General features: G+C 63.7%; 19 protein-coding genes. 7 read left to right on the top strand and 12 right to left on the bottom strand.

Annotated features, from left to right (window positions below; genetic code table 11):
- Window positions 1-15 precede the first annotated feature (15 nt).
- Window positions 16-1,038, top strand: coding sequence for a hypothetical protein (locus tag ABEA02_RS12850; protein ID WP_345533380.1), 1,023 nt, complete (start codon window positions 16-18; stop codon window positions 1,036-1,038).
- Window positions 1,039-1,107: 69 nt separating this feature from the next.
- Window positions 1,108-1,893, top strand: coding sequence for a hypothetical protein (locus tag ABEA02_RS12845; protein WP_345533379.1), 786 nt, complete (start codon window positions 1,108-1,110; stop codon window positions 1,891-1,893).
- Here ABEA02_RS12845 and ABEA02_RS12840 read toward each other — a convergent pair whose 3' ends face one another.
- Window positions 1,894-3,084 carry a class I SAM-dependent rRNA methyltransferase gene (locus ABEA02_RS12840; RefSeq protein WP_345533378.1) on the bottom strand — a complete coding sequence of 397 codons (1,191 nt, stop codon included), beginning with the start codon at window positions 3,082-3,084 and terminating at the stop codon, window positions 1,894-1,896.
- Window positions 3,085-3,223: 139 nt separating this feature from the next.
- Between ABEA02_RS12840 and ABEA02_RS12835 the strand changes: the two genes are divergently transcribed.
- A complete protein-coding gene (locus tag ABEA02_RS12835; protein WP_345533377.1) occupies window positions 3,224-3,718 on the top strand; it encodes a 3'-5' exonuclease in 495 nt (164 codons plus the stop codon).
- A 15-nt stretch (window positions 3,719-3,733) separates the two neighbouring features.
- Here the strand turns inward: ABEA02_RS12835 and ABEA02_RS12830 are convergent, their stop codons facing one another.
- Together ABEA02_RS12830 and ABEA02_RS12825 are read right to left on the bottom strand one after the other, a co-directional pair.
- Window positions 3,734-4,948: a sensor histidine kinase gene (locus tag ABEA02_RS12830; RefSeq protein ID WP_345533376.1), complete on the bottom strand. Its 1,215-nt coding sequence runs from the start codon at window positions 4,946-4,948 to the stop codon at window positions 3,734-3,736.
- Window positions 4,945-5,631, bottom strand: coding sequence for a response regulator transcription factor (locus ABEA02_RS12825; RefSeq protein ID WP_345533375.1), 687 nt, complete (start codon window positions 5,629-5,631; stop codon window positions 4,945-4,947). The genes ABEA02_RS12830 and ABEA02_RS12825 overlap by 4 nt, the downstream gene beginning before the upstream one ends.
- 189 nt (window positions 5,632-5,820) lie before the next feature.
- On the opposite strand from ABEA02_RS12825, the gene ABEA02_RS12820 reads away from it, so the two are divergent.
- The gene (locus ABEA02_RS12820) at window positions 5,821-6,414 is read left to right on the top strand and encodes a Spy/CpxP family protein refolding chaperone (RefSeq protein WP_345533374.1); all 594 of its coding nucleotides are present in this window, start codon (window positions 5,821-5,823) and stop codon (window positions 6,412-6,414) included.
- Window positions 6,415-6,421: 7 nt separating this feature from the next.
- Here the strand turns inward: ABEA02_RS12820 and ABEA02_RS12815 are convergent, their stop codons facing one another.
- Window positions 6,422-7,132, bottom strand: a complete 711-nt coding sequence (locus ABEA02_RS12815) for an EF-hand domain-containing protein (RefSeq protein WP_345533373.1) — start codon at window positions 7,130-7,132, stop codon at window positions 6,422-6,424.
- A 357-nt stretch (window positions 7,133-7,489) separates the two neighbouring features.
- On the opposite strand from ABEA02_RS12815, the gene ABEA02_RS12810 reads away from it, so the two are divergent.
- Entirely contained in the window at window positions 7,490-8,983 is a 1,494-nt protein-coding gene (locus ABEA02_RS12810) for a carbonic anhydrase (protein ID WP_345533372.1), read from the top strand.
- A 57-nt stretch (window positions 8,984-9,040) separates the two neighbouring features.
- Here ABEA02_RS12810 and ABEA02_RS12805 read toward each other — a convergent pair whose 3' ends face one another.
- From ABEA02_RS12805 to ABEA02_RS12795, 3 genes are all read right to left on the bottom strand, one after another.
- Window positions 9,041-10,294, bottom strand: a complete 1,254-nt coding sequence (locus ABEA02_RS12805; protein ID WP_345533371.1) for a glycerophosphodiester phosphodiesterase family protein — start codon at window positions 10,292-10,294, stop codon at window positions 9,041-9,043.
- Window positions 10,295-10,424: 130 nt separating this feature from the next.
- Window positions 10,425-11,537 carry a fatty acid desaturase gene (locus ABEA02_RS12800; protein ID WP_345533370.1) on the bottom strand — a complete coding sequence of 371 codons (1,113 nt, stop codon included), beginning with the start codon at window positions 11,535-11,537 and terminating at the stop codon, window positions 10,425-10,427.
- Window positions 11,538-11,702: 165 nt separating this feature from the next.
- Entirely contained in the window at window positions 11,703-13,127 is a 1,425-nt protein-coding gene (locus tag ABEA02_RS12795) for an aminotransferase-like domain-containing protein (RefSeq protein WP_345533369.1), read from the bottom strand.
- Between the two features lie 143 nt (window positions 13,128-13,270).
- Here ABEA02_RS12795 and ABEA02_RS12790 point away from each other — a divergent pair, with 143 nt between their 5' ends.
- The gene (locus ABEA02_RS12790; RefSeq protein ID WP_345533368.1) at window positions 13,271-13,858 is read left to right on the top strand and encodes a hypothetical protein; all 588 of its coding nucleotides are present in this window, start codon (window positions 13,271-13,273) and stop codon (window positions 13,856-13,858) included.
- 128 nt (window positions 13,859-13,986) lie between these two features.
- Window positions 13,987-14,451 carry a YybH family protein gene (locus tag ABEA02_RS12785; protein ID WP_345533367.1) on the top strand — a complete coding sequence of 155 codons (465 nt, stop codon included), beginning with the start codon at window positions 13,987-13,989 and terminating at the stop codon, window positions 14,449-14,451.
- Window positions 14,452-14,460: 9 nt separating this feature from the next.
- On the opposite strand, the gene ABEA02_RS12780 is transcribed toward ABEA02_RS12785, so the two are convergent.
- The 5 genes from ABEA02_RS12780 to glyQ all read right to left on the bottom strand — a co-directional run bounded on the left by ABEA02_RS12780 (window position 14,461) and on the right by glyQ (window position 19,809).
- The gene (locus ABEA02_RS12780) at window positions 14,461-15,399 is read right to left on the bottom strand and encodes a dioxygenase family protein (protein WP_345533366.1); all 939 of its coding nucleotides are present in this window, start codon (window positions 15,397-15,399) and stop codon (window positions 14,461-14,463) included.
- Between the two features lie 81 nt (window positions 15,400-15,480).
- Window positions 15,481-16,269, bottom strand: a complete 789-nt coding sequence (gene xth / locus ABEA02_RS12775) for an exodeoxyribonuclease III (RefSeq protein ID WP_345533365.1) — start codon at window positions 16,267-16,269, stop codon at window positions 15,481-15,483.
- A gap of 8 nt (window positions 16,270-16,277) precedes the next feature.
- A complete protein-coding gene (locus ABEA02_RS12770; protein WP_345533364.1) occupies window positions 16,278-16,769 on the bottom strand; it encodes a hypothetical protein in 492 nt (163 codons plus the stop codon).
- Window positions 16,766-18,862, bottom strand: coding sequence for a glycine--tRNA ligase subunit beta (glyS, locus tag ABEA02_RS12765; protein ID WP_345533363.1), 2,097 nt, complete (start codon window positions 18,860-18,862; stop codon window positions 16,766-16,768). Before glyS ends, ABEA02_RS12770 begins: the two co-directional genes overlap by 4 nt.
- A 2-nt stretch (window positions 18,863-18,864) precedes the next feature.
- Window positions 18,865-19,809, bottom strand: a complete 945-nt coding sequence (glyQ, locus tag ABEA02_RS12760; RefSeq protein ID WP_345533362.1) for a glycine--tRNA ligase subunit alpha — start codon at window positions 19,807-19,809, stop codon at window positions 18,865-18,867.
- Between the last annotated feature and the right edge of the window lie 244 nt (window positions 19,810-20,053).

The following is a 20,053-nucleotide window of genomic DNA, read 5'->3' as shown; positions in this document are numbered from 1 at the left end:
TACCGGAGGGAAGTCATGGGGAAACACGCGTACGCGCGTCTGACTGTGTTGGCAGTCGTGCTGGGTATCACCGCTTGCGGCGGGGGTGGAGGCGGAGGCGGGAGCAGCGGTGGCACCACCGCCACAGCCAGCGATTCCACAACAATCACTGCCAGCAACCAGGACAGCGTTGCAGCCGTCGGTGTGCAGTCCGCCAGCCTGGGCGCGGGGATTGCGGACAACTACGTGGCTACTGGCGGTGACGCCATCGTTGGCGTTGAAATCAGCGGCGCACAGTCGGACGCTTTGCCGGATCCCTACGCTGCCGCTCGACTGTTCGCGCAGCGCATCAGTACCAACCTGTCCAACCGCGTCGAAAGCGTAACCGGCACAACAAGCACCTCGACCTACACCTGCCCGGGCGGTGGCTACTACACCGAAACGGATACCTACATCAGCAGCCTGGTGCTCAGCGTCGGCGACTCGGCAACCTTCACGCACTTCAACTGCAAGGAGAGTGACGGGACGATCTACAACGGCACAATGTCTGGCGTTGTGACCGCCAAGTCGAGCAGCACCATGGCGGTTAACTACACTTACTCCGCGCTGAAGATGCAGTCGGGTAGCACCACGGTCACCATGTCCGGCAGCTTTTCGCTCGCCACCAACTCGATTGCTGTTACCTATGCGGTTACGAACGGCAACATCAATATCGCGATCAGCACGTCGAGTTTCAACATGGGGCTTGCGTACAGCAATATCAATGTGACCTCACAGGTATCGTCCGATGGCACAACAACGACTTTCACGCCATTGAGCATGGGTGTGTCTGCAACAGTTGGCAGCAACGCTTTCGGCATCAACATCACGGCCGTGACGCCGCTGGTGACCAACAGCGCAAAGATTGTCCAGTCCGGCAAACTCAAGATCACCGGTAAGTCCGGCATCCTGTACATCACCTTCCTGGGTAGCGGCGCCGTCAAGCTGGAGCTGGATGCCAACGGCGATGGCGTCATCGAATCAACAAAGTCCACGACGGTGGCGGCGCTCAAGAGCTGAGTGCTGAACCCAGCGTGGCAACAGAGAAAGGCTCCCGGCAGGGGGCCTTTTTCATGACGGAAGAATCCCATGCGCATTCCATTCATTGCCTCCCTGCTCGGATTATTGCCACTTGCCTGTCACGCCGACGTGGACTTTGGGGGCCACATCAGCCTCGGTCTGCAACGCGAAAACGTGCAGGAGTTCGGTACGCAGGACAACCACCTGCTGACCGAACACGGCCGCCTGCCCCTGATCAATGCCGCGCTTGAATTGACCGCCGAACGCCTGCGCGTGCAGTTCGCGCTGCGCCACGCCCGTGGCGAATTGCATTACGACGGCAAGACTTCTGCCGGCACCTCTGTCAGCTCCGAAACGCGCTATCGCGAGACACGTACAGGCTTCATCGCGGCACTACGCAGCTACGCAGAACTGGAGGCCTTGCTGGGCGTCGAGCAGGAAGATCGCTACCGCGACATCCAGGGGGTGGGCAGTGTGCGCGGACTGACCGAGCGATACCGCTTCCGCTGGTTGGCGGCTGGTCTGGGCTGGCGTCACGATGGGAAGCGTGGGCCATGGCAGGTATCCGCATTGTGGCTGCGCAGCTTCAGCAGCCGGCAGAGCGTCGAGTCGGCCGGATACATCGACTACAACAGCTTTGAAGGCGGCCGACTGCGCGGTTACCGCTTCGAAGCCCTGCTGCCCGTTACACGGGCCGGCAAGGTCTCGTTCGCGTTGCAACCGGGCTTCGAGTATTTCGACATCGCGCGCAGCGCCGACGTCCCCTGGTACCGCAATGGCGTGCTCAACGGCAGCATCGCCCAACCCGAAACGCACCGCTGGACCGCCAGCCTGATGCTCGCGGCAAGTTGGTGATCAACCGATCTGACAGGCCAGACCCTTGAGGTACTCCCCCTCAGGTACAGCCAGACCAATCGGGTGATCGGCCGCAGCGCTGAGGCGGTGGATGATGCGTGCATCGACACCCGCATCGCTCGCCGCACCAGCAACGATGCTCTGGAACAATTCGCCGCCAATGCCGCCGCTGCACGAATAGGTCATCAGCAAGCCACCCGGGTTGAGCAGGCGCAGGCCTTGCAGGTTGATGTCCTTGTAGGCGCGCGACGCACGCTGGGCATGTGCGGCCGAGGGTGCGAACTTGGGCGGGTCGAGGATGATGAGGTCGAACTTGCGGCCAGCCGTACGCAGCTCGCGCAGCGCGTCGAACACGTCAGCCTGCATCCATTCCGCGCGACTCGCGTCGAGTTGCGGATTGAGCGCGAGATTGCGGCGCGCGGTATCGAGCGCCGGCCCGGACGAATCAATCGACAGGGTGCTGGCTGCGCCGCCAGCCAGCGCCTGCAGCGAAAAGCCACCGGTGTAGCAGAAGCAGTTGAGCACGCTGCGACCGGCCGCGAGGGTGCGCGTGAGCAGACGATTGTCGCGCTGGTCGAGGTAAAAACCGGTCTTGTGGCCGCCGACGTAATCGACTTCCATGCGTATGCCGTTCTCATCGATGGTGAGCGGGCCTGCGGGCAGCGCGCCGTGGGCAAGACCGGTCTGCGGCTCAAGGCCTTCCATGCCGCGCACGTCGGAGTCCGAGCGCTCGTAGACGGCCTTGCAGCCTGTGGCGAGCGCCAGTGCCCCAACGATGGCGTCACGCCACTTGTCTGCACCGGCACTGGTGAGCTGCACGACAACGACGTCACCGAAGCGGTCAGCAATGACGCCCGGCAGGCCATCCGATTCACCGTGGATCAGGCGCACGCCATCCTGCCCGGCGAGCAGGGGATGCGCCTTGCGACGGGCGACGCTGGCCGCGACGCGGCGTTTGAAGAATCCGTGGTCAATGCTCTCGGCGGGGTCGAAATTCCACATGCGCGCACGGATCGACGAGTCTGGCGAATACGCCGCCCTTCCCAGCCAACCGCCACCTGCAGTGAGCACTTCGACGGTATCGCCGCGACGCGCACGCCCTTCGAGGCGATCGACCGAGCCCGCGAATATCCACGGATGACGGCGCATGACGGAGCGCTCCTTGCCGTCTTTGAGTATCAACTGGGCCATTGCTGCACCGCACTTCGGACAAATCGGGCGGCCATCGTAGCGGAAAACCCTCTCAATCCACAGCGGGGATAAAGCTCATATGGGGCTCATATGGAGAAAGCCCTCAATGCTGCAACGCGTTGCGCCGTAGAATCGGTCAATGAGCCCCCCCGCCATCATCGACATCGAAGCCTCCGGTTTCGGCAAAGGCAGCTACCCGATCGAGGTGGGCTTCGTGCTGCCTGATGGGCGCAGCGAATGCATGCTGATCCGCCCCGTCGAGCGATGGACGCATTGGGACAGCCGAGCGGAGGGCGTGCATGGCATCACCCGTGACACCCTGCTGCTGCACGGCAAACCCATCGTCGATGTGGCTACCGCGCTGAATCAGGCGCTGCGCGGCTTGACGGTGTATTCGGATGCCTGGTCACACGACTACACCTGGATGTCCGTGCTCTACGACGAGGCCGGAATGGTACCGAGCTTCCGCCTCGAACACCTCGTCACCCTGATGACCGAGCACGATGCCGATCAGTGGAATGCCACGCGTGCCATTGTCGAACGCGAATTGCAGCTCAACCGTCACCGAGCCAGCAGCGACGCACGCGTGCTACAGGCCACCTGGCTGCGCCTCAACCGCCAGCAAGCCGCCTGAGCCAAACCCCTGCGCTCAGGGCGCCGCAATCCGCAGTTCCGGCAAGCTCACATGCACCGCGAAGCCGCCTTCGCGCAGGTTCTCTGCCCACACCTTGCCGCCATGCATGGCAATGATGCGCTGCGTGATGGCCAGCCCCAGCCCGTGACCATCACCGCCTTGTGCCCCGCTGCGGAAGAAAGGCTTGAAGATCGCGGTGAGCGCTTCGGGCGGCACGCCCCGTCCCTGATCGGTCACCGTCACGTCGACCCAGCCCGCGGCACCGAACTGCAGATCGATGCGCACGACGCTGCCCTGCGGTGCATGCTTCACGGCATTGCGGACAATGTTCTCCATCGCGCTGCGCAACAGCTCTGCATCGCCCTGCACCTGCACCGGCACGCCAGGCTCCATACTCACTCGGCATGATCGCGCCGCAGCCTCCAGCTGCGCGTCCTCTACCAGATCGGTCAGCAACTCGATCAGCACGACCGGAGAACCTTGCAGCGTCTGCCCACCAGCTTCGAGCCGGGCCAATGTCAGCAGCTCGGCAATCAGCTTGTCCATGCGCACCGATTCGCGCTCGATGCGCTGCAGCGTCTGCTCGGCGCGTTCGGGCTGCTGGCGCGCCAGGCCAATGGCCGCCTGAATGCGCGCCAGCGGCGAACGCAATTCGTGCGAGATGTCGTGAAACAGCCGCCGCTGACCATCCACCAAAGCCTGCAGCTGCGCGGCCATGCTGTCGAAGTCGCGGCTCAGCAAAGCCAGCTCATCGCGCCCTCGTCCCATGCCCTCACCAAGACGCACCGACAGGTCGCCGTGCGACAAGGCTGCAAACGCCTGCTGCATGCGACGCACTGGCTTGGCGATGTACCAGGCCAGCAAGGCGGCGAAGAGAAAGCTCACCACAACACCAGACAACACCGGGACGAAGGGGATCCTGGGGAGGAAGCTGAAGCCCGGCTCATCGGATGGGCCACCCGGCGGGCCCGCATCGTGCGGGGGCCGACCGGGCGCTCCCGGTGGCGGGCCGCGAAACACGGGCCGACCATCGTTGTCGAACATCGGCGGCGGCATGCCCGGCAACGACAAGATGCCACGCTGGAAGTCTTCGCGCTTGTGACTCTGCAAGCTGAACATAAAGCTCACGCCAAGTACTGCGAGGAGCTGGGCGGCGAGCAGGATCAGGAACAGTCGTACAAACAGCAGACCGAGAGTGGAGCGACGCAAGGGAAGAGACGGCTCGCTCATCGGATCAGCTGGTAGCCCTTGCGGTAGACGGTCTGGATGCACGAGCGCCCATCAGGCAACAAACCGATCTTGTGGCGGATGCTGCTCATGTGCACGTCGATGCTGCGATCAAAACGTGCCAGCGGACGCCCCAATGCCTTCTGCGAGAGGTCGGCCTTGCTCACCGGCTGCCCGGCGTTGCGTGCCAGTACTTCGAGCAGGTTGAACTCGGTACTGGTGAGCTCCAGGCTACGCCCGCTCCACTCCGCGCGGCGCTGCTCGGGCCACACGCTGAGCTCGCCGACCACGATGGGGCCGTTAGACAGCTGTTGCGCACCGACACCGACGCGCCGCAGGATGGCGCGGATGCGCGCCGACAGTTCGCGCGGCGTACAGGGCTTGGGCACATAATCGTCTGCCCCCAGCTCCAGGCCCACCACCTTGTCAGTGTCGTCACCACGTGCGGTAAGCATCAGTACGGGCATCGCGCTGCCGGCACGGATGCGTGTCAGCGCTTCGATGCCACTCATGCCCGGCATCATCACGTCGAGCACCGCCAGAACGTAGCGGCCGGTGAGTGCGGCCTGCACGCCCTGCTCGCCATCGGGCGCCACATCGACTTCAAAGCCATCGCCTTCAAGATATTCTTTCAGCATGCCAACGAGATCGGCATCATCATCAATCAACAGCACACGAGGAAACATGGTTCTCGAACTGGAAGCAACAGGAGGAGCCATGGTAGCGAGCGCGCTTTCGGAGCCTGGAAAAGTCGCTCTGTTTTACGGCCATTTACGCTTCTTTACAAGCCGGGCGTAACCGCTCTTTACCCTGCTTGCACGCCCTTTACCACGCCAGCTCGCACACTGCGCTCCACATTGAACGAAGGAGCGCACATGAACCACCAGACCACAAGCACCACCCTCAAGGGCCGCGCTGCAACGCCCCTCTGCAGCTTCCTGCTGGGCGCATTGCTGCTTGGCAGCGTAAACGCCCAGGCCGCACAGCGTCCGCTGCCGCCACACGGCAAGCCCGCGCCGGCCCACGCCATGCTACCGCCCCCGCCGATGTTCATGCCCGAGAGCATGTCACCCGGCCTGCCACCGGAGCTGATGCGTCTACAGCTCAGTGCCGAACAGGAAGATCGTATCTTCACCCTGCTGCACGAACAGGCTCCGCTGCGCCGCCAGCGCGAGAAGGCGCTGCACGCCCTGCGCCAAGAGATGATGCAGCTTGGCCGTGCCGATACCCTTGATGCCACCCGCCTGCGCAAGCTGGCGGACGAGGCCGCCATGCAGCAGGCGGAGCTGGATGTACTACGCGTAGGCACCGCAGTACGCGTGCGTGCCTTGCTGAGCGCCGAACAGCGCAAGGCACTCGACGAAGCTCTCGTACCGCCACCCATGCCGGCAGCGCCACACGCGCATGAGCCTGCAGGACGAGCCTGCCAGCCCCCGCGGGGAGAACGGGCAGGCCTGCCGAGAGAGTGAGCGCGGCTCAGGCCGTGACAGACAAGGCGGAAGCCGTGCTGCTGTTGCCGGATTCCGGCTGGCCATAGGCCTGCATCAGCTGCATCAGCTGCCTGAACATGCGGGCCTGCGACTCGGTGCTGCTGGCAGCCGTGCTGGCCGTGTCCGTCACTTCGCTGTTTGCATTGCCGCTCGTGCTAGCGCTTGTCGCGCTGCTGGCCTGCTGGCTCTGTTCCCAGGCCATGGCTTCCTTCGCCGTGACCTTGCCGTCACCGTCCGCATCCGCTTCATCGAAGTTGTCGGCGATCTTCTGCATGAACTCCGAACGTTTGCTGTCCGTAGATGACACTTCGCTCGCCATGCTGGTGAGCTCGTCCTTGCTGAAGCCCTTGTCATCACCCGGCGGGGGTGGGGGCGGCATGCCCCCCTGCTGCATGCGCATACCCATGGCCTGGCTATCGAGCGCCTGCGAGAGCGACTCGAAGGCGCTCTGCATCTCGCTCTGCGTGACCTTGCCGTCGCTGTCGCCATCGAGCTGCGAGAACAGCTCATCCACACTGCTGCTGTCGCCCGTGCCGTCTACCGCGCTCTGCAGATCGGCTTTCTCGATATAACCCTGACCCTTGGTGTCGATCTGCGAGAACAGATCTTCCGCCATCTTTGCCGCGTCGGGACGCTGCCCACCACGTGGCGGAGGCGGCGGCATCATGCCGCTGCTACCCACACTGCTGACATTCATTTTGCATCTCCTGAGTGAGCGGCAGCACCCCATGCACCGCCGCGCAGTCCTGTCAGCAAGTCATCGGCCAGCGCGCCGCCCGTTCGAGCCCCCTTACGGTAAAGCCGGGTAAATGTCTGTGAAGCAGATGCAGCCGGATGCTCGCCTCAGCCCTCACAACAACGCTCCCGGAGGCCACAGGGTGGCTCGCACGGCAGCCCGTCGCCGCTGACGGCAATTCCCGCCGCCCCGCCAGACCCGCGCCAATGCTGGCGAACAAGGCCAGAGCCGGCAGTTTTCGCCAGCCCCCCCGCATCCACTCAAGCAAAAACGGCGAAATGCCGAAAACAGGATCTGAAGCCCTCGCCGGATACCCCCATGAAACTGCCCCCCACCCTGCTGATACTGCTCGCCCTGTCGCCCGCTGCGCCGGCGGCCGACTGGCTCACAGTCACCAAGGACCGCATCCGCAGCGTTGAACTGGACCGTGCCAGCATCACCGCGGCGGAGGCCGGCAGCAAGGTCGCCTGGGGCCGCATCGTGCTGTCCGACGAACAGGCCAAGGCCTATGGCTACCGCAGCGTGCGCGCCCTCAACCGCTACGATTGCCGCAGCCACAGCTTCATCATCGTCAAGCGCGTCTATGTCGACGATCAGGAGCGCATCCTGCGCGAAGACCGCGTCGACGCCACGGCACCGGTAATCGTGCAACGCGGCACGGTGGACGACCGCTTCTTCAGCGAAGTCTGCAAGCCGCCAACCATGGCCAACCTGCGAGACGCTGCGCGCGATGTCGCCGACAAGCTGGCCCGCAACCAGGACGAATCCGCCCGCGAGCAGCCGCGCGAACAGGCACGCGTACGCCGCGCCGACCTGCAGCTGGCGCGCGACGACACACCATCCGAAAGCCCGTCGGGCGGACGTGCTGAGCGCGACGCGACGCCCAAATCCGACGTGCCGGCGTCAGCCGCCTCAGCCCGCAGCAGCGCAGCCTCACGCCGTCCGGCCTCGTCAGCCTCCTCTACCGGCAGTGCTGCCGCCACCAGCATGGCCAGCCCGACTACAACCGTCCCGGCCAGTCATGCACGCGAAGCCGCCGCAGCCGGCTTGCGCGTCGCCGTGCCCCCGCCCGCACGCCCGGCCGCCACCACGGCCAGCAGTGCTGCGCGCAGCAGCGCAGCAGCCATCGACCCGCATACGCTGGAGTGGAGCTACGAAGGCCCCGGTGGCCCCGAGAACTGGGGCAAGCTCGACCCGGGTTTCGCCACCTGCGAGAAAGGCGAGCGGCAATCACCCATCGACATCCGCGACGGCATCCGCGTCGACCAGGAAGCCATCGCCTTCAACTACAAGCCGTCCTACTTCCGCATCGTCGACAACGGCCACACCATCCAGGTGCGCTACGGCGTTGGCTCGACGATCAAGGTCATGAACCGCACCTACGAGCTGCAGCAATTCCACTTCCACCTGCCCGCCGAAGAGCGCGTCAATGGACGCGGCTTCGCGATGGTGGCGCACCTCGTGCACAAGGACATCGAAGGCAAGCTCGCCGTGCTGGCGATCCTGATCGAACCCGGCGAAGCCAATCCCCTGGTGCAGACCTTGTGGAACAACCTGCCGCTGGAGAAGAAGGAGGAGTACGAGCCCGACCTGACGATCAAGGTCGCTGACCTGCTGCCACAGCGCCGCGACTACTTCAGCTACATCGGCTCGCTGACCACGCCGCCCTGTACCGAAGGCGTGCTGTGGCTGGTACTCAAGGAGCCGATGACCCTGTCCCCTGACCAGATCGAAGTGTTCCGCCGCTTCTATGCCAACAACGCGCGGCCCGTGCAACCCACAGCGGGGCGAGTCATCAAGGAGTCGCGCTGAGGCGAGAATACAAAAGGGGCCCAGCGGGGCCCCTTTTCGTTACAGCGAGCCTGATGCTCAGTAACCCATGCAGCTCGCGTAGTAGCTCACCGTCGCCGGCCAGTCAGAGAACAGGCCGATGATCTTCACGTCACGCGCCAGCACGTGCAGCGCCTTGTACATGTCGCTGTCTTTCTTCAAGGCCTTGCCCGTCGGATCAAAGCCGTAGTAGTAGCCGGCCTTGGCCGCACCGGCGCGCAGGTCAGCACGCTCGAATGACCAGGTGATGATGTCGAGACCCGCAGCGCGGATGTCCTTGGCGTACTGCGAGGGCACGATCTCGCCGGCGTCCGTCACCGCAAGCAGGGTGGGGATGGGTGGCGCGAAGATGCGCACGCCATCGCGGCGCAGCTGCTTGAGTTCCTCCAGCGTCTTGCGCGCGGGCTTGGCGAAGTCGAAGTCCTCCAGATACACGGCCTGACGACCGAACTTCGGCTCGTTCCTGATCCAGTAGGCGATGTCGGCAGGATCGAAGGACTGCGCCCACACATCGCGCGGATCCACGCCCTCGTCCTTGAGGATGTCGATCATCTTCTGCGCGTAAGCGGCCTGGCTGCCGAAGATGGCCTTGATGCGATCCGGGTTACCGCTCTTGAGCTCCGGCGTGTGCTTCACACCCAGCTCCTTGTTGAGACGGATGCTTTCACGCAGGGTCAGCAGCGTGCCGCGCCCCGTGTAGAGGTCGGTGCGCCAGTTCGCCGTGCCGCCGAGGTAGCCGGCGGGCGTCGACGCCGACGGTACGCTCGCATCCATCTTGCCCATCAGCGTCTTGTACTCGGCCGAGGTGATGTCGCTGGTGCAGCACTTGGGGCTGGAGCCAGCGCCGCTCCAGGGCACGCTGCACTTGGCGTTGAGCGGGGTGTTCACGATATTGGTGGTGGTGTGCAGGTCGCACTCGGAGTGACGACAGACCAGCTCGCCATCACTCGTGAAGCTCACATCGCACTCGACAATGCCGGCACCCATCTTCGCGCCGGCTTCGTACGACTCCCTGGTGTGCTCGGGGAACTGCAGCGGCGCGCCACGGTGGGCGATGGAGAAATCGCTGCGGTAGAACGGGCCGTTCTCGCAGGACTTCAGGCGCTCCTTGAGCTTGCCCTCTTCCATGCCTTCGATGAGGTAAGCCGGGCGCGGGCCGAGCTGGATGGACGGGTCGTTCTTCTTGTCTGCGTGGCGATTGTCGCCATAGCGATGATCATCACCAGCGTGTGCCAGGGATGCCGACAGTACGGCAACCGCAAGCGTCAGCAACAGCGTGCTCGACATGCGCATGAGAGTCTCCTTGGGGTCAGTGGATCGGATGCAATCCGGACACCACGCTACGCGCCAAAAGTGACAACAAGACGACCGACGGGGGCCGCTCTCTAATCCGAACGGAGGGTAGCGAGAGCGAAGAAGTGACTCAACACGCAGCGACCGCCCTTTGCTGCTGGTAGGCCGCAACGGAGGTAATGCGTCGTTGCTGCTTGTCCCACAGGATGCAGCGCAACGCCGCCGGCACATCACTTAGCCGAATACGCGGCACGCCCGCGAACAACGCCTCGTATTCACCGTGGCACGCGGCCAGACAGTAGTTTGGAATGCGCGCCGACATGTGGTGGATGTGGTGGTAAGCGATATTGGCCGTAAACCAGTTCAACCAGCCCGGCAGCAAAAGGAAGCTGGTGCCTTCAAGTGCAGCCTGATCGTAGTCCCATCCCTCGTCGCCCGTGGCGTAGGCATGCTCGAAATTGTGCTGCACGGTGAACAGCATGATGCCGATCCCCCCGGCCATCGAGATGCTCAATACGGCGCAAACGAGGAACAGGGCCGGCCCGACCAGCCAGGCCATCGCCAGCCACAACGCCAGCCAGGCGAGGTTGTTGGCCAGCATGTGGCGGAACTCCTGCGCTGAAGCACCACATGGCATGCTGAAGCCTTCGCCCGAAGCCGACCAGGACAGGTCGGGCTGCTCGATGCGGCGACTGCGTGCATGACGGAACAAGGCCAGGATGCCGCGCAGGCAGCTGCGACGCGGATTCACCAGCAAATAGATGAAGCCGGCCAGCGGTGCCAGCCAGACACTCCGCGCACGACAATATTGGCGCTGCTGAGTGGGCGACATGGCCGCAAACTCGTCGGTCGAGATGATGGCGAGAGGACCGGTGTAACGCTCCCAATTGCCATTGTTGGCGTGGTGGTACTGGTGATGCTGGCTCCACACGAACTGCGGCATGCCGGTGACCACACCGAACACGAAGCCGACAGCCCGGTTAAGCCGCGCACCGCGAAACAGGCTGCCATGGCCGCATTCATGCATCAGCACGAAGGAGCGCAGCATGAACAGGATCAGCAGAATCACGAGCCCTGCGGTCAACCAGTACGAGACGCTGGCGCTCTGCGCGATACCCCACCACAACACAGCGAGGGGCAGCAGGGTCGTGCAGATCTGGACAAAAGCCTTTCGATTATCTGGCCGGACGTGGCTGGCGATGATTTCGCGCTTGTTCGCTTTCAGACTGGCAGTGGTAGGCAAGGCGGCTCACGCAGGACGGGTGGTAGAGCGCAAGCAACACGCCACGTGCCTGTATACCCGAACAATCCCGCCGCATCTAGGGCGTGTTCACATTCACCCACCCTCCGGGCGGGCGCTGAATCCGGCACAGAACAAGGTGCAGCGCGCGCAAAGCCAGCGCACGGCTCAAACAGGTTTCGCAGCATTGCTCAGGGCAGAATCAAGGAAGCGCTGGAAGCGCACATCATTGGCGTAAGCGACATTGATGCGCACGAAGGGCGAAGGCTGCATCTGCGGCCGGAACACCTTGCCCGGTGCGAGCAGGATCTTCGCCTGTTCGGCCAGCTCGGCCAGCGGCGTGGCGTCGTTCATGCCCGGCACGCTGGCCCAGATGAACACGCCACCGGCCGGATGACGAAACTGCAGGCCTGCCGTCTCCAGCATGCGTGACACACGCGTTGCGTTCTGCGCCAGGCGTGCCTGCAAGCGCTCGACGTGTTTGCGATAGTGCCCCTCGGTGAGCATGCGATGGATGATCTGCTCACTGAACTCCGAGCTGCTCACCGAAGTCAGTAGTTTCACGTCGGCCAGCTCACGCGCGAGGTCGGGGTGACACGCAAAGTAGCCCACGCGCGCGTTGGCCGACAGGGTCTTGGTGAAACTGCTGATGTAGATGACGCGCTGCAGCTGGTCCAGCTCGGCCAGGCGTGTCGCGGCCGTGGTACTGAAGTCGCCATAGGTATCGTCCTCGACGACCATGAACTCGTGCTTCTCCGCCACCTGCAACAAGCGGTAAGCCACGGCCGGGCTAAGGCTTGAGCCGGTCGGGTTGTGCAGGACCGAATGGGTGATGAACAGACGCGGTTTGTGTTGCGCCGCCAGTGCATCGAGCGCGGCCGTGTCCGGCCCGTCGTCATTGCGTGGCACGCCAATCAGGTTCGCTCCGAGCAGACGCAACGCGCCGAACAGGTTGAAGTAACCGGGGTCATCGACCAGCACGGTGTCGCCGGGGCGCACGAAATGCCGTGCGACGATGTCCAGCGCCTGGGTAGCACCGAAGGTCAGCACGATCTGGTCGGGATGCACCTCCACGCCCAGCGCCCCCAGCATCACGCGCAACTGCTCGCGCAGCGGGCGGTAGCCATTCGGCTCGCCATAGCAGCCGAAGCGCACGCCATGATCGTCGCCGCGCACCAACTGGCGCACCACGCGCGCCATGCCCTCGCTGTCCATCCAGGTCGGCGGCAGCCAGCCTGCGCTGGCCTTGAGCACGCCGGGCGTGTCTGACAGCACCCCGCGCATCAGCCAGGCCACATCGATGGCACGCTGGCGCTGCGCCTCGGGCAGTGCGGCAGGGGCGGCCGCCTCGCGCGGCGCAACGAAGAAGCCCGCGCCACGCTTCGATTGCAGGTAGCCCAGGGCGACAAGCCGGTCGTAGGCCTCGACCACAGTGAAACGGCTGATGCCGTGCTGCTCGGCCATCTGGCGGATCGCCGGCAGGCGCGCGCCGGGGCGCAGCAGACGGTCATCGATATGCGACCGCACGGCGCAGACGATCTGCTCCACCAAGGGCTGGCTACCGAGAGGGGTGAGGGCGAACTGCAGATTCATGGAGCCTCCGTGATGACTTCGCTGACCTGTACTGGTCAGACCGCCGGTACAGCGCCTGATTGTGCACGTCGATCTGTACCGGTCAATCACCAAAAGTGTCCGCTATTGTCCGCTCCATCACAAGCCCCAAAAAGGAGACGGCCATGCCCTCCCTGTCAGTTCTTGCCCTGTCCAGCCGGTCGCGCCATGCCAACCGGGCAGCGGCCTGGCCCGGCTTCCGCGCCGCTCGCCCGGCAGCACAGCCCGGCGTCTGCCCCGCCGTTCCCATTCGCAGTGCCCCGGCTGTCCGCCCCACACCGTCGCGCCGGGGCTGGAAGCTGCTCAGCCTGCTCGCCGGCATGCTGCTGATGGCGCTCGCCACGCTGGCCGGCCACGCGCTGCGCCCCTTGGGCAGCGAATCCCAGCGCCACTCTGCAAACTCGCTGCAGCTCGAAGTCGTCGACACGGCCGGTGCACGCGCCTTCCGCATCCAGCCCGAGCAAGCGCTGCTGGTGTCACTCAACCTGCGTCATGGCTTGTCGGAACTCGCCCGCATCCACGACGAAGCCCTGCGTGAAGCGCAAGGCCTGCGCTTTGACGCCGCCACGCAGCAACTGCACGTGCTGACACCCAACGGCTGGCGGCGTTACGACGCGCGACGGCTGCAACGCGTCGCCGACAGCGCGCCAGGCACGTCGCTCGGCGACGCGGCCGACGTGAGCAATGTCACGCGCAAGCCGCTAATCCCCTGAGCACCTGCCACAAAGCGTGACGTAAGCCATTCCACTCCGCGAGGTACGGGCCTAGGCTCACAGCAAGCCGATGCCGGTCGCCATCAGGTGCGACGCATACGGATGACACCCCGGAGAGGAGTGGAGAGATGGAATTCATCAAGGCCCCCGTGAGGGCCGCCATGCTTGCTGGCCTGCTGCTGTGCGCCGCGCTGATCAGCCCCGGCGCACAGGCACTCGCGCAGACTTCTGCACAGGAGCGCCGCGAGATCGAAGAAACCGTACGCAGCTGGGCACTGGCCTGGGAGCGCAGCGACGTGCAGCGCTACCTTGCCTACTACGCCGCCGACTTTGTACCGCCGCGCGGCCTCAGCCTTGAGGCCTGGCGCGCTCAGCGCGTCAGCCGCGTGCGAGAGGGGCAGCGCGTCATCATGCTGCGCGACCTGTCCATCATCAGCGCTGGCACGGCTGCCGAAGCGCGCTTCACGCAGCACTATGTCGGCAAGCAACTGCTGGGGACTTCGCAGAAGCGTCTGCTGCTCGTGAAACGCGGCGGCGAATGGAAGATCCGTGAAGAGCAGGTCGATGAAGAACGCCAGATTGCGCGTATCTGACCTGTACTCTCAAACGGCGATGCCGACCTGCAAGCTCGCCGTATAACCCGCTGCCACGCTGCCACTCATGCTCGCCAGCTGCGTCGAATAGCCATCGCTGAAGATGTTGTCGGTCGCGAAACTGATCTGCGCGAGGTTACTCGCACTACCGCTGTAAGCGCTCTGCGCATAAACAGTGTTCATCACCGAAGTCGGGAACGCGATCTGCGAGGTGCGGATCTTGTTCGACGAGCCGGTCGCCGTCGCCAGGCTGGGATACACCTCGAAGTGCATGTGCGGCATGCGCCCCGAATAGCAACCCGGCACGATGGTCGTAAAGCTCACGAAGCCGCTGGCGTCCGTCACCTGCACACCGCGCAGGTAGTTCTCGCTGGTCACACCGGTGGAATACAGGGAGTAGCGACCCGCCGCGTCGCAGTGCCACAGGTAGATTGCATAACCCGCGAGCGGCTTGCAGCTGTTGAGCGTGGTCACCAGCTCCAGCGTGATCGTCAGCGGCACGCCAGCCGCTACACCTGACGCTCCGGCGATGCTGCTGCGGATATCGCTGCGCACGATGCCGGACAACAACAGGGCATTCACGACGCCGCTGCTGTTGCTGTTCGAGCCGTCGCCGGGATAAGGTCCTGCCGTCTCTTCCGGGATCAGCGAACAGGTTGTGCTGCCACTGCTCGCAGACGCAGTGCTCGAGGTGCCGCTCGACGCCGACGAGCTCGCCGAAGAAGTTGTCGATGACGCCGACGACGAAGATGCCGTCGACATGACGGAGGCGACACCACCCGCGCTGCCGCCCCCGCAGCCGTTCATGGCCAGCCCCGCACCGGCGCCGCCGAGCAGCATCAGCGCATCGCGACGACTGACAGAGCGGGCAAGCGCCAGCAGGTCCGTCTGCAGCTGGCTGCCGGCATGAGTGGATTCGTGATCCGGTTTTTCAGTGTGGTGCGACATATGTTCTCTCCCGGGACACCGCAGACAGCGGTGGACGGGGAAAGCTTATGACGGACGACTGTAAAGCCCGGTTAAACGCCGTTAAACCGCCAAGCGGTCGCTGGTCAGCGTCAGCACCACGGGAGCGTGGTCCGAGGGGCGCTCCAGCTTGCGCGGCGCCTGGTCGACAACGCAGGCGCTGACTTGCTCGCGCAATGCTGCCGACACCAGAAGATGGTCAATGCGCAAGCCGATATTGCGGCGAAAGGCCATCATGCGATAGTCCCACCACGAGTAGCTTTTCTCGGGTTGCTCGAACAGACGGAATGCGTCTGCCAGCCCCAGCGCAACGAGCGCGCCGAAAGCCTCGCGCTCGGGCACCGAAACGTGGATCTCGTCCTGCCATTCCGGCGTCGCATCGCGGTCTTCGGGCGCGATGTTGTAATCCCCCGCCAGCACCAGCTGCGAGTGAGTCGCCAGTTCGCCGCGCAGCCAGTCAGTCAGCGCCGCCAGCCAGCGCATCTTGTACTCGAACTTCTCCGAGCCCACGGCCTGCCCGTTCGGAAAATAGCCACACACCACGCGCACGCCCTTCACCGTCGCGGCGATGATGCGGCGCTGCTCGTCCTCGAAATCCGGAATGTTGCGCACCACATCCAGCGGCTCGCCACAGGTCTCCGCACGGGTCAGGATAGCCACACCGTTGTAGGTCTTCTGCCCGTTGAACACCGCGCGATAACCTGCGGCCTCGATGTCAGCGAGCGGGAAAGCCTTGTCCTCGCACTTCAACTCCTGCAGACACACCACATCCGTTTGCGTTGTCGCCAGCCAGTCGAGCAGATGCGGCAAGCGCACCTTGAGGGAGTTCACATTCCAGGTGGCGATTTTCATGGCAGCGCTCAGGGGTTGGCGGACTTCTTCTTGCGCAAAGCTTCTACTTCCTTGCGATGCTCTTCGACGTAAGGCTTCGTCACCGCACGCGTCCGCTCGGTAATCAGCTTCGTATCGAACGGATTGCTCTGTACGCAGCGCTCGAATTCGGCACGCCCGCCAGGCGCGGCATCCATGTGACGCTCCGCCAGGCATTGAAAATACACTTGCGAATGCTTCTTGCCGGCTTCTGCATTGTCGAGCGTCCCTGCCATGAGATTAGCCTGCGCCATGCAGTCATTGCGGAACGGCTGAAGGTCACTCACGCACTGAGCCCTGGTGCGTGACGAACAGACCTGCCAGTTGCGCTGCTCGCAAAGCATGTCGGGAGCTTCATCTGCAAACGCCTTGGACACGCGCTGAACAAGACGCGTGTCTAGCGCTTTGCGCTCGGGGCTCACGGCACAGCTTGCCAATGCGATGGCCAGCAAGCTCAGCACGCCAGCAACGACGCGCCTCATGCGGACAGCTTCGCCAGATCGGCCACGCGATTCATCGCCGCGTAAAGCTGTGACAACAACGCCAGACGGTTGTTACGCAACGCCGGGTCTTCCGCATTCACCATCACCCCGTCAAAGAAGGCATCGACCGGGGCACGTAGCGCAGCGAGTGCCTGAAGCGAGGCGGTGTAATCGCCCGCCTCGTAAGCTGCATCGGCCTTCTGTCCAATCGTATTCAGTGCTTCAAACAATGCCTGCTCTGCGGCCACGTTAAACAGCGCGGAGTTCACCTTGCCATTCACTTCACCTTCGGCTTTCTTGAGGATGTTGCCGACGCGCTTGTTCGCTGCTGCCAGTGCCGGGGCCTCCGGCAGGGCAGCAAACGCTCGCACGGCGACAACGCTCTTCGCGACGTGCCGAAGGTACTGTGGGCGGTAGGACAATACGGCGTCGACTTCCTGTGCCGAGAAACCCTGCTCGCGCAGGCTGCTGGCAAGGCGCTCGAAGATGAAACCGGCGAGTGCAGCTGAAGCATCGGAAATTAACGCCCCAAACGGTGCTGCCGCCTCCTGTAGTAACTCATCAAGCCGGAGTGCAAGATCGCGTTCGATGAGCATGCGGATCACACCCAGCGCATGACGGCGCAGCGCGAAAGGATCCTTGTCTCCGGTTGGTATCTGGCCGATGCCGAACAGGCCCACCAGGGTTTCGAGCTTGTCGGCGAGCGCAACTACGACACCCACATCGTTGCGTGGCAGCGCATCACCCGCAAAACGTGGCTTGTAATGGTCTTCAATCGCGTCAGCCACCGTGTCACCGAGCTTGTCATGCTTGGCGTAGTAACCGCCCATGATGCCCTGCAGTTCGGGGAACTCGCCGACCATGTCGGTGAGCAGGTCAGCCTTCGCCAGCTGCGCGGCGGTATCAACCTGCCCTGCGTCCACGCCGAGCTTCGTCGCGATGGCCCTGGCAATCGCGCGCACGCGCTCAACACGCTCACCCTGCGTGCCGAGCTTGTTGTGGTAAACGACTTTGGCGAGGCCGCCGACACGATCCGTCAGCGACTTCTTGCGGTCCTGGTCGAAGAAGAACTTCGCATCGGCGAGACGCGGACGCACGACGCGCTCATTGCCCTGCACGATGGCGCTTGCATCATCGGGGCGGATGTTCGACACGACGAGAAACTTGTTGGTCAGCTTGCCGGCGGCGTCAAGCAAGGGGAAGTACTTCTGGTTGGCCTTCATCGTGAGGATGAGGCATTCCTGCGGCACTTCGAGAAACTCGCTTTCGAACTGGCCAATGAGTACGTTGGGGCGTTCAACGAGTGCCGTGACTTCATCCAGCAGGGCTTCGTCTTCGATGGGCTTGAGGCCCGCTTTTGCGGCAGCCTCTGTGAGCTGGCGCACGATCTCGGCGCGGCGATCGGCAAAGCTCGCGATCACGGCACCTTCTTCAGCGAGTTGCGCTGAGTAGCTGTCGGCGTCGCGGATGACAACGGGATCGACCCTGGCTTCGAAGCGATGACCATGCGTCTCGCGCCCCGCAGTCATGCCCAGCACGGCAACAGGTACGACATCGGCACCATGCAACGCGACGAGCTTGTGAGCGGGACGCACGAAGTTAACGGTGCGCCAGCCATCGGCGAGCTGGTAGGCCATGACCTTGGGAATGGGCAGCTTGGCAAGCGCCTCGTCAATCGCCTTCTGCAGGCCTGCGGCAAGGCTCACGCCCTTGATGACGGAGTCGAGCATCAGCACCTCGGCCTTGCCGTCTGACTGCCGCTTGAGGCCGGGTACGGCGCTCGCGTCAGCGCCCAAGGCGGCAAGCTTCTTGAGCAGCGCCATCGTGGGCTGACCATCGGCGTCGAGACCGACTGCTACCGGCATGAGCTTCTGTTGCACCGACTGGTCGGCTGCTTGTACGACGACGTCTGCGATCTGCACCGCCAGGCGACGCGGCGAGGCGAAGGACTTGACGCTGGCGTGCGCCGTAGCGAGACCCTGCGAGCGCAAGCTGTCGGCCAGCACGGAGGCAAACGCATCGCCCAGACGCTTGAGGGCTTTGGGCGGCAGTTCTTCGACAAAAAGTTCGACGAGAAGATTCTTGTGGCTCATGTTCAGGCTGCCTTCGTTTCTTTTTCTGCGCGCTTGGCGATGTCCGCCAGCACTTCTTCTGCATGGGCCTTCGGCGCCATCGGGAAGCCCAGACGCGCGCGGCTATCGACGTAGCTCTGCGCGACACTGCGTGCAAGGTCGCGGATGCGCCCGATGTAGGCGGCACGCTCGGTGACCGAAATCGCGCCACGTGCATCGAGCAGGTTGAAGCTATGCGCGGCCTTGAGCACCTGCTCATAGGCTGGCAGGGCGAGCTGATGCGTCATGAGGTTCTTGGCCTGCTTTTCGTGCGCATTGAAGGCCGTGAAAAGGAAGTCGGCATCGCTGTGTTCGAAGTTGTAGGTCGATTGCTCGACTTCGTTCTGCAGGTACACGTCGCCATAGCTCAGGCCATCGGTCCACACGAGGTCGTACACGCGCTCGACGCCTTGCAGGTACATGGCGAGGCGTTCGAGACCGTAGGTGATCTCGCCCGTGATCGGCTTGCAGTTGATGCCACCGACTTGCTGGAAGTAGGTGAACTGCGTGACCTCCATGCCGTTGAGCCAGACCTCCCAACCCAGCCCCCAGGCACCTAGCGTGGGGTTTTCCCAGTCGTCTTCGACGAAGCGCACATCGTTTTTCTTGAGGTCGAAGCCCAGCGCCTCAAGCGAACCAAGGTAGAGCTCAAGGATGTTGGCGGGTGCGGGCTTGAGCACGACCTGGTACTGATAGTAGTGCTGCAGGCGGTTGGGGTTTTCGCCGTAGCGACCATCCTTGGGGCGACGCGAGGGCTGCACGTAGGCCGCCTTCCAGGGCTCAGGGCCCAGTGCGCGCAGAAAGGTCGCGGTATGACTGGTGCCTGCGCCGACTTCCATATCGTACGGTTGCAGCAGGGCACAGCCCTGTTCACCCCAGTAGGCCTGGAGCTTCTGGATGATGTCCTGGAAGGTGGGTTTTGCGCTCATATTGGGGTCTCTGGCCCGCAGGGCAGACTGAAAACAGCGTGGGATGACGGCGTGACGTCAAAGGGCCGGATTTTACAGGCAAGCCAGCGATATCCACATCTTTATGCGGACTTGGGTGCAATGCGGCATGCGGCGCCATCAAAGCGAGGCTAGGATGCAGGCTCGGACATCAATCCGTGTCACGGCCGGCATGTGGTGCGGGAGGCAATCGAAGGGACAGAGAGGGAGCAGTATGGGCAAGTGG

It is taken from the genome of Viridibacterium curvum (genome assembly GCF_039544165.1).
GTDB lineage: Bacteria > Pseudomonadota > Gammaproteobacteria > Burkholderiales > Rhodocyclaceae > Viridibacterium > Viridibacterium curvum.
Note: the sequence above shows the minus strand (reverse complement) of the source record. Positions and strands in the feature narration are given on the sequence as shown.

What these genes read in the sequence shown, in the direction of transcription:
- ABEA02_RS12850 (WP_345533380.1), top strand. Translation starts at nt 16, where the DNA reads ATGGGGAAACACGCGTACGCGCGTCTGACTGTGTTGGCAGTCGTGCTG.
- ABEA02_RS12845 (WP_345533379.1), top strand. Translation starts at nt 1,108, where the DNA reads ATGCGCATTCCATTCATTGCCTCCCTGCTCGGATTATTGCCACTTGCC.
- ABEA02_RS12840 (WP_345533378.1), bottom strand. Translation starts at nt 3,084, where the DNA reads ATGGCCCAGTTGATACTCAAAGACGGCAAGGAGCGCTCCGTCATGCGC.
- ABEA02_RS12835 (WP_345533377.1), top strand. Translation starts at nt 3,224, where the DNA reads ATGAGCCCCCCCGCCATCATCGACATCGAAGCCTCCGGTTTCGGCAAA.
- ABEA02_RS12830 (WP_345533376.1), bottom strand. Translation starts at nt 4,948, where the DNA reads ATGAGCGAGCCGTCTCTTCCCTTGCGTCGCTCCACTCTCGGTCTGCTG.
- ABEA02_RS12825 (WP_345533375.1), bottom strand. Translation starts at nt 5,631, where the DNA reads ATGTTTCCTCGTGTGCTGTTGATTGATGATGATGCCGATCTCGTTGGC.
- ABEA02_RS12820 (WP_345533374.1), top strand. Translation starts at nt 5,821, where the DNA reads ATGAACCACCAGACCACAAGCACCACCCTCAAGGGCCGCGCTGCAACG.
- ABEA02_RS12815 (WP_345533373.1), bottom strand. Translation starts at nt 7,132, where the DNA reads ATGAATGTCAGCAGTGTGGGTAGCAGCGGCATGATGCCGCCGCCTCCG.
- ABEA02_RS12810 (WP_345533372.1), top strand. Translation starts at nt 7,490, where the DNA reads ATGAAACTGCCCCCCACCCTGCTGATACTGCTCGCCCTGTCGCCCGCT.
- ABEA02_RS12805 (WP_345533371.1), bottom strand. Translation starts at nt 10,294, where the DNA reads ATGCGCATGTCGAGCACGCTGTTGCTGACGCTTGCGGTTGCCGTACTG.
- ABEA02_RS12795 (WP_345533369.1), bottom strand. Translation starts at nt 13,127, where the DNA reads ATGAATCTGCAGTTCGCCCTCACCCCTCTCGGTAGCCAGCCCTTGGTG.
- ABEA02_RS12790 (WP_345533368.1), top strand. Translation starts at nt 13,271, where the DNA reads ATGCCCTCCCTGTCAGTTCTTGCCCTGTCCAGCCGGTCGCGCCATGCC.
- ABEA02_RS12785 (WP_345533367.1), top strand. Translation starts at nt 13,987, where the DNA reads ATGGAATTCATCAAGGCCCCCGTGAGGGCCGCCATGCTTGCTGGCCTG.
- ABEA02_RS12780 (WP_345533366.1), bottom strand. Translation starts at nt 15,399, where the DNA reads ATGTCGCACCACACTGAAAAACCGGATCACGAATCCACTCATGCCGGC.
- xth (WP_345533365.1), bottom strand. Translation starts at nt 16,269, where the DNA reads ATGAAAATCGCCACCTGGAATGTGAACTCCCTCAAGGTGCGCTTGCCG.
- ABEA02_RS12770 (WP_345533364.1), bottom strand. Translation starts at nt 16,769, where the DNA reads ATGAGGCGCGTCGTTGCTGGCGTGCTGAGCTTGCTGGCCATCGCATTG.
- glyS (WP_345533363.1), bottom strand. Translation starts at nt 18,862, where the DNA reads ATGAGCCACAAGAATCTTCTCGTCGAACTTTTTGTCGAAGAACTGCCG.
- glyQ (WP_345533362.1), bottom strand. Translation starts at nt 19,809, where the DNA reads ATGAGCGCAAAACCCACCTTCCAGGACATCATCCAGAAGCTCCAGGCC.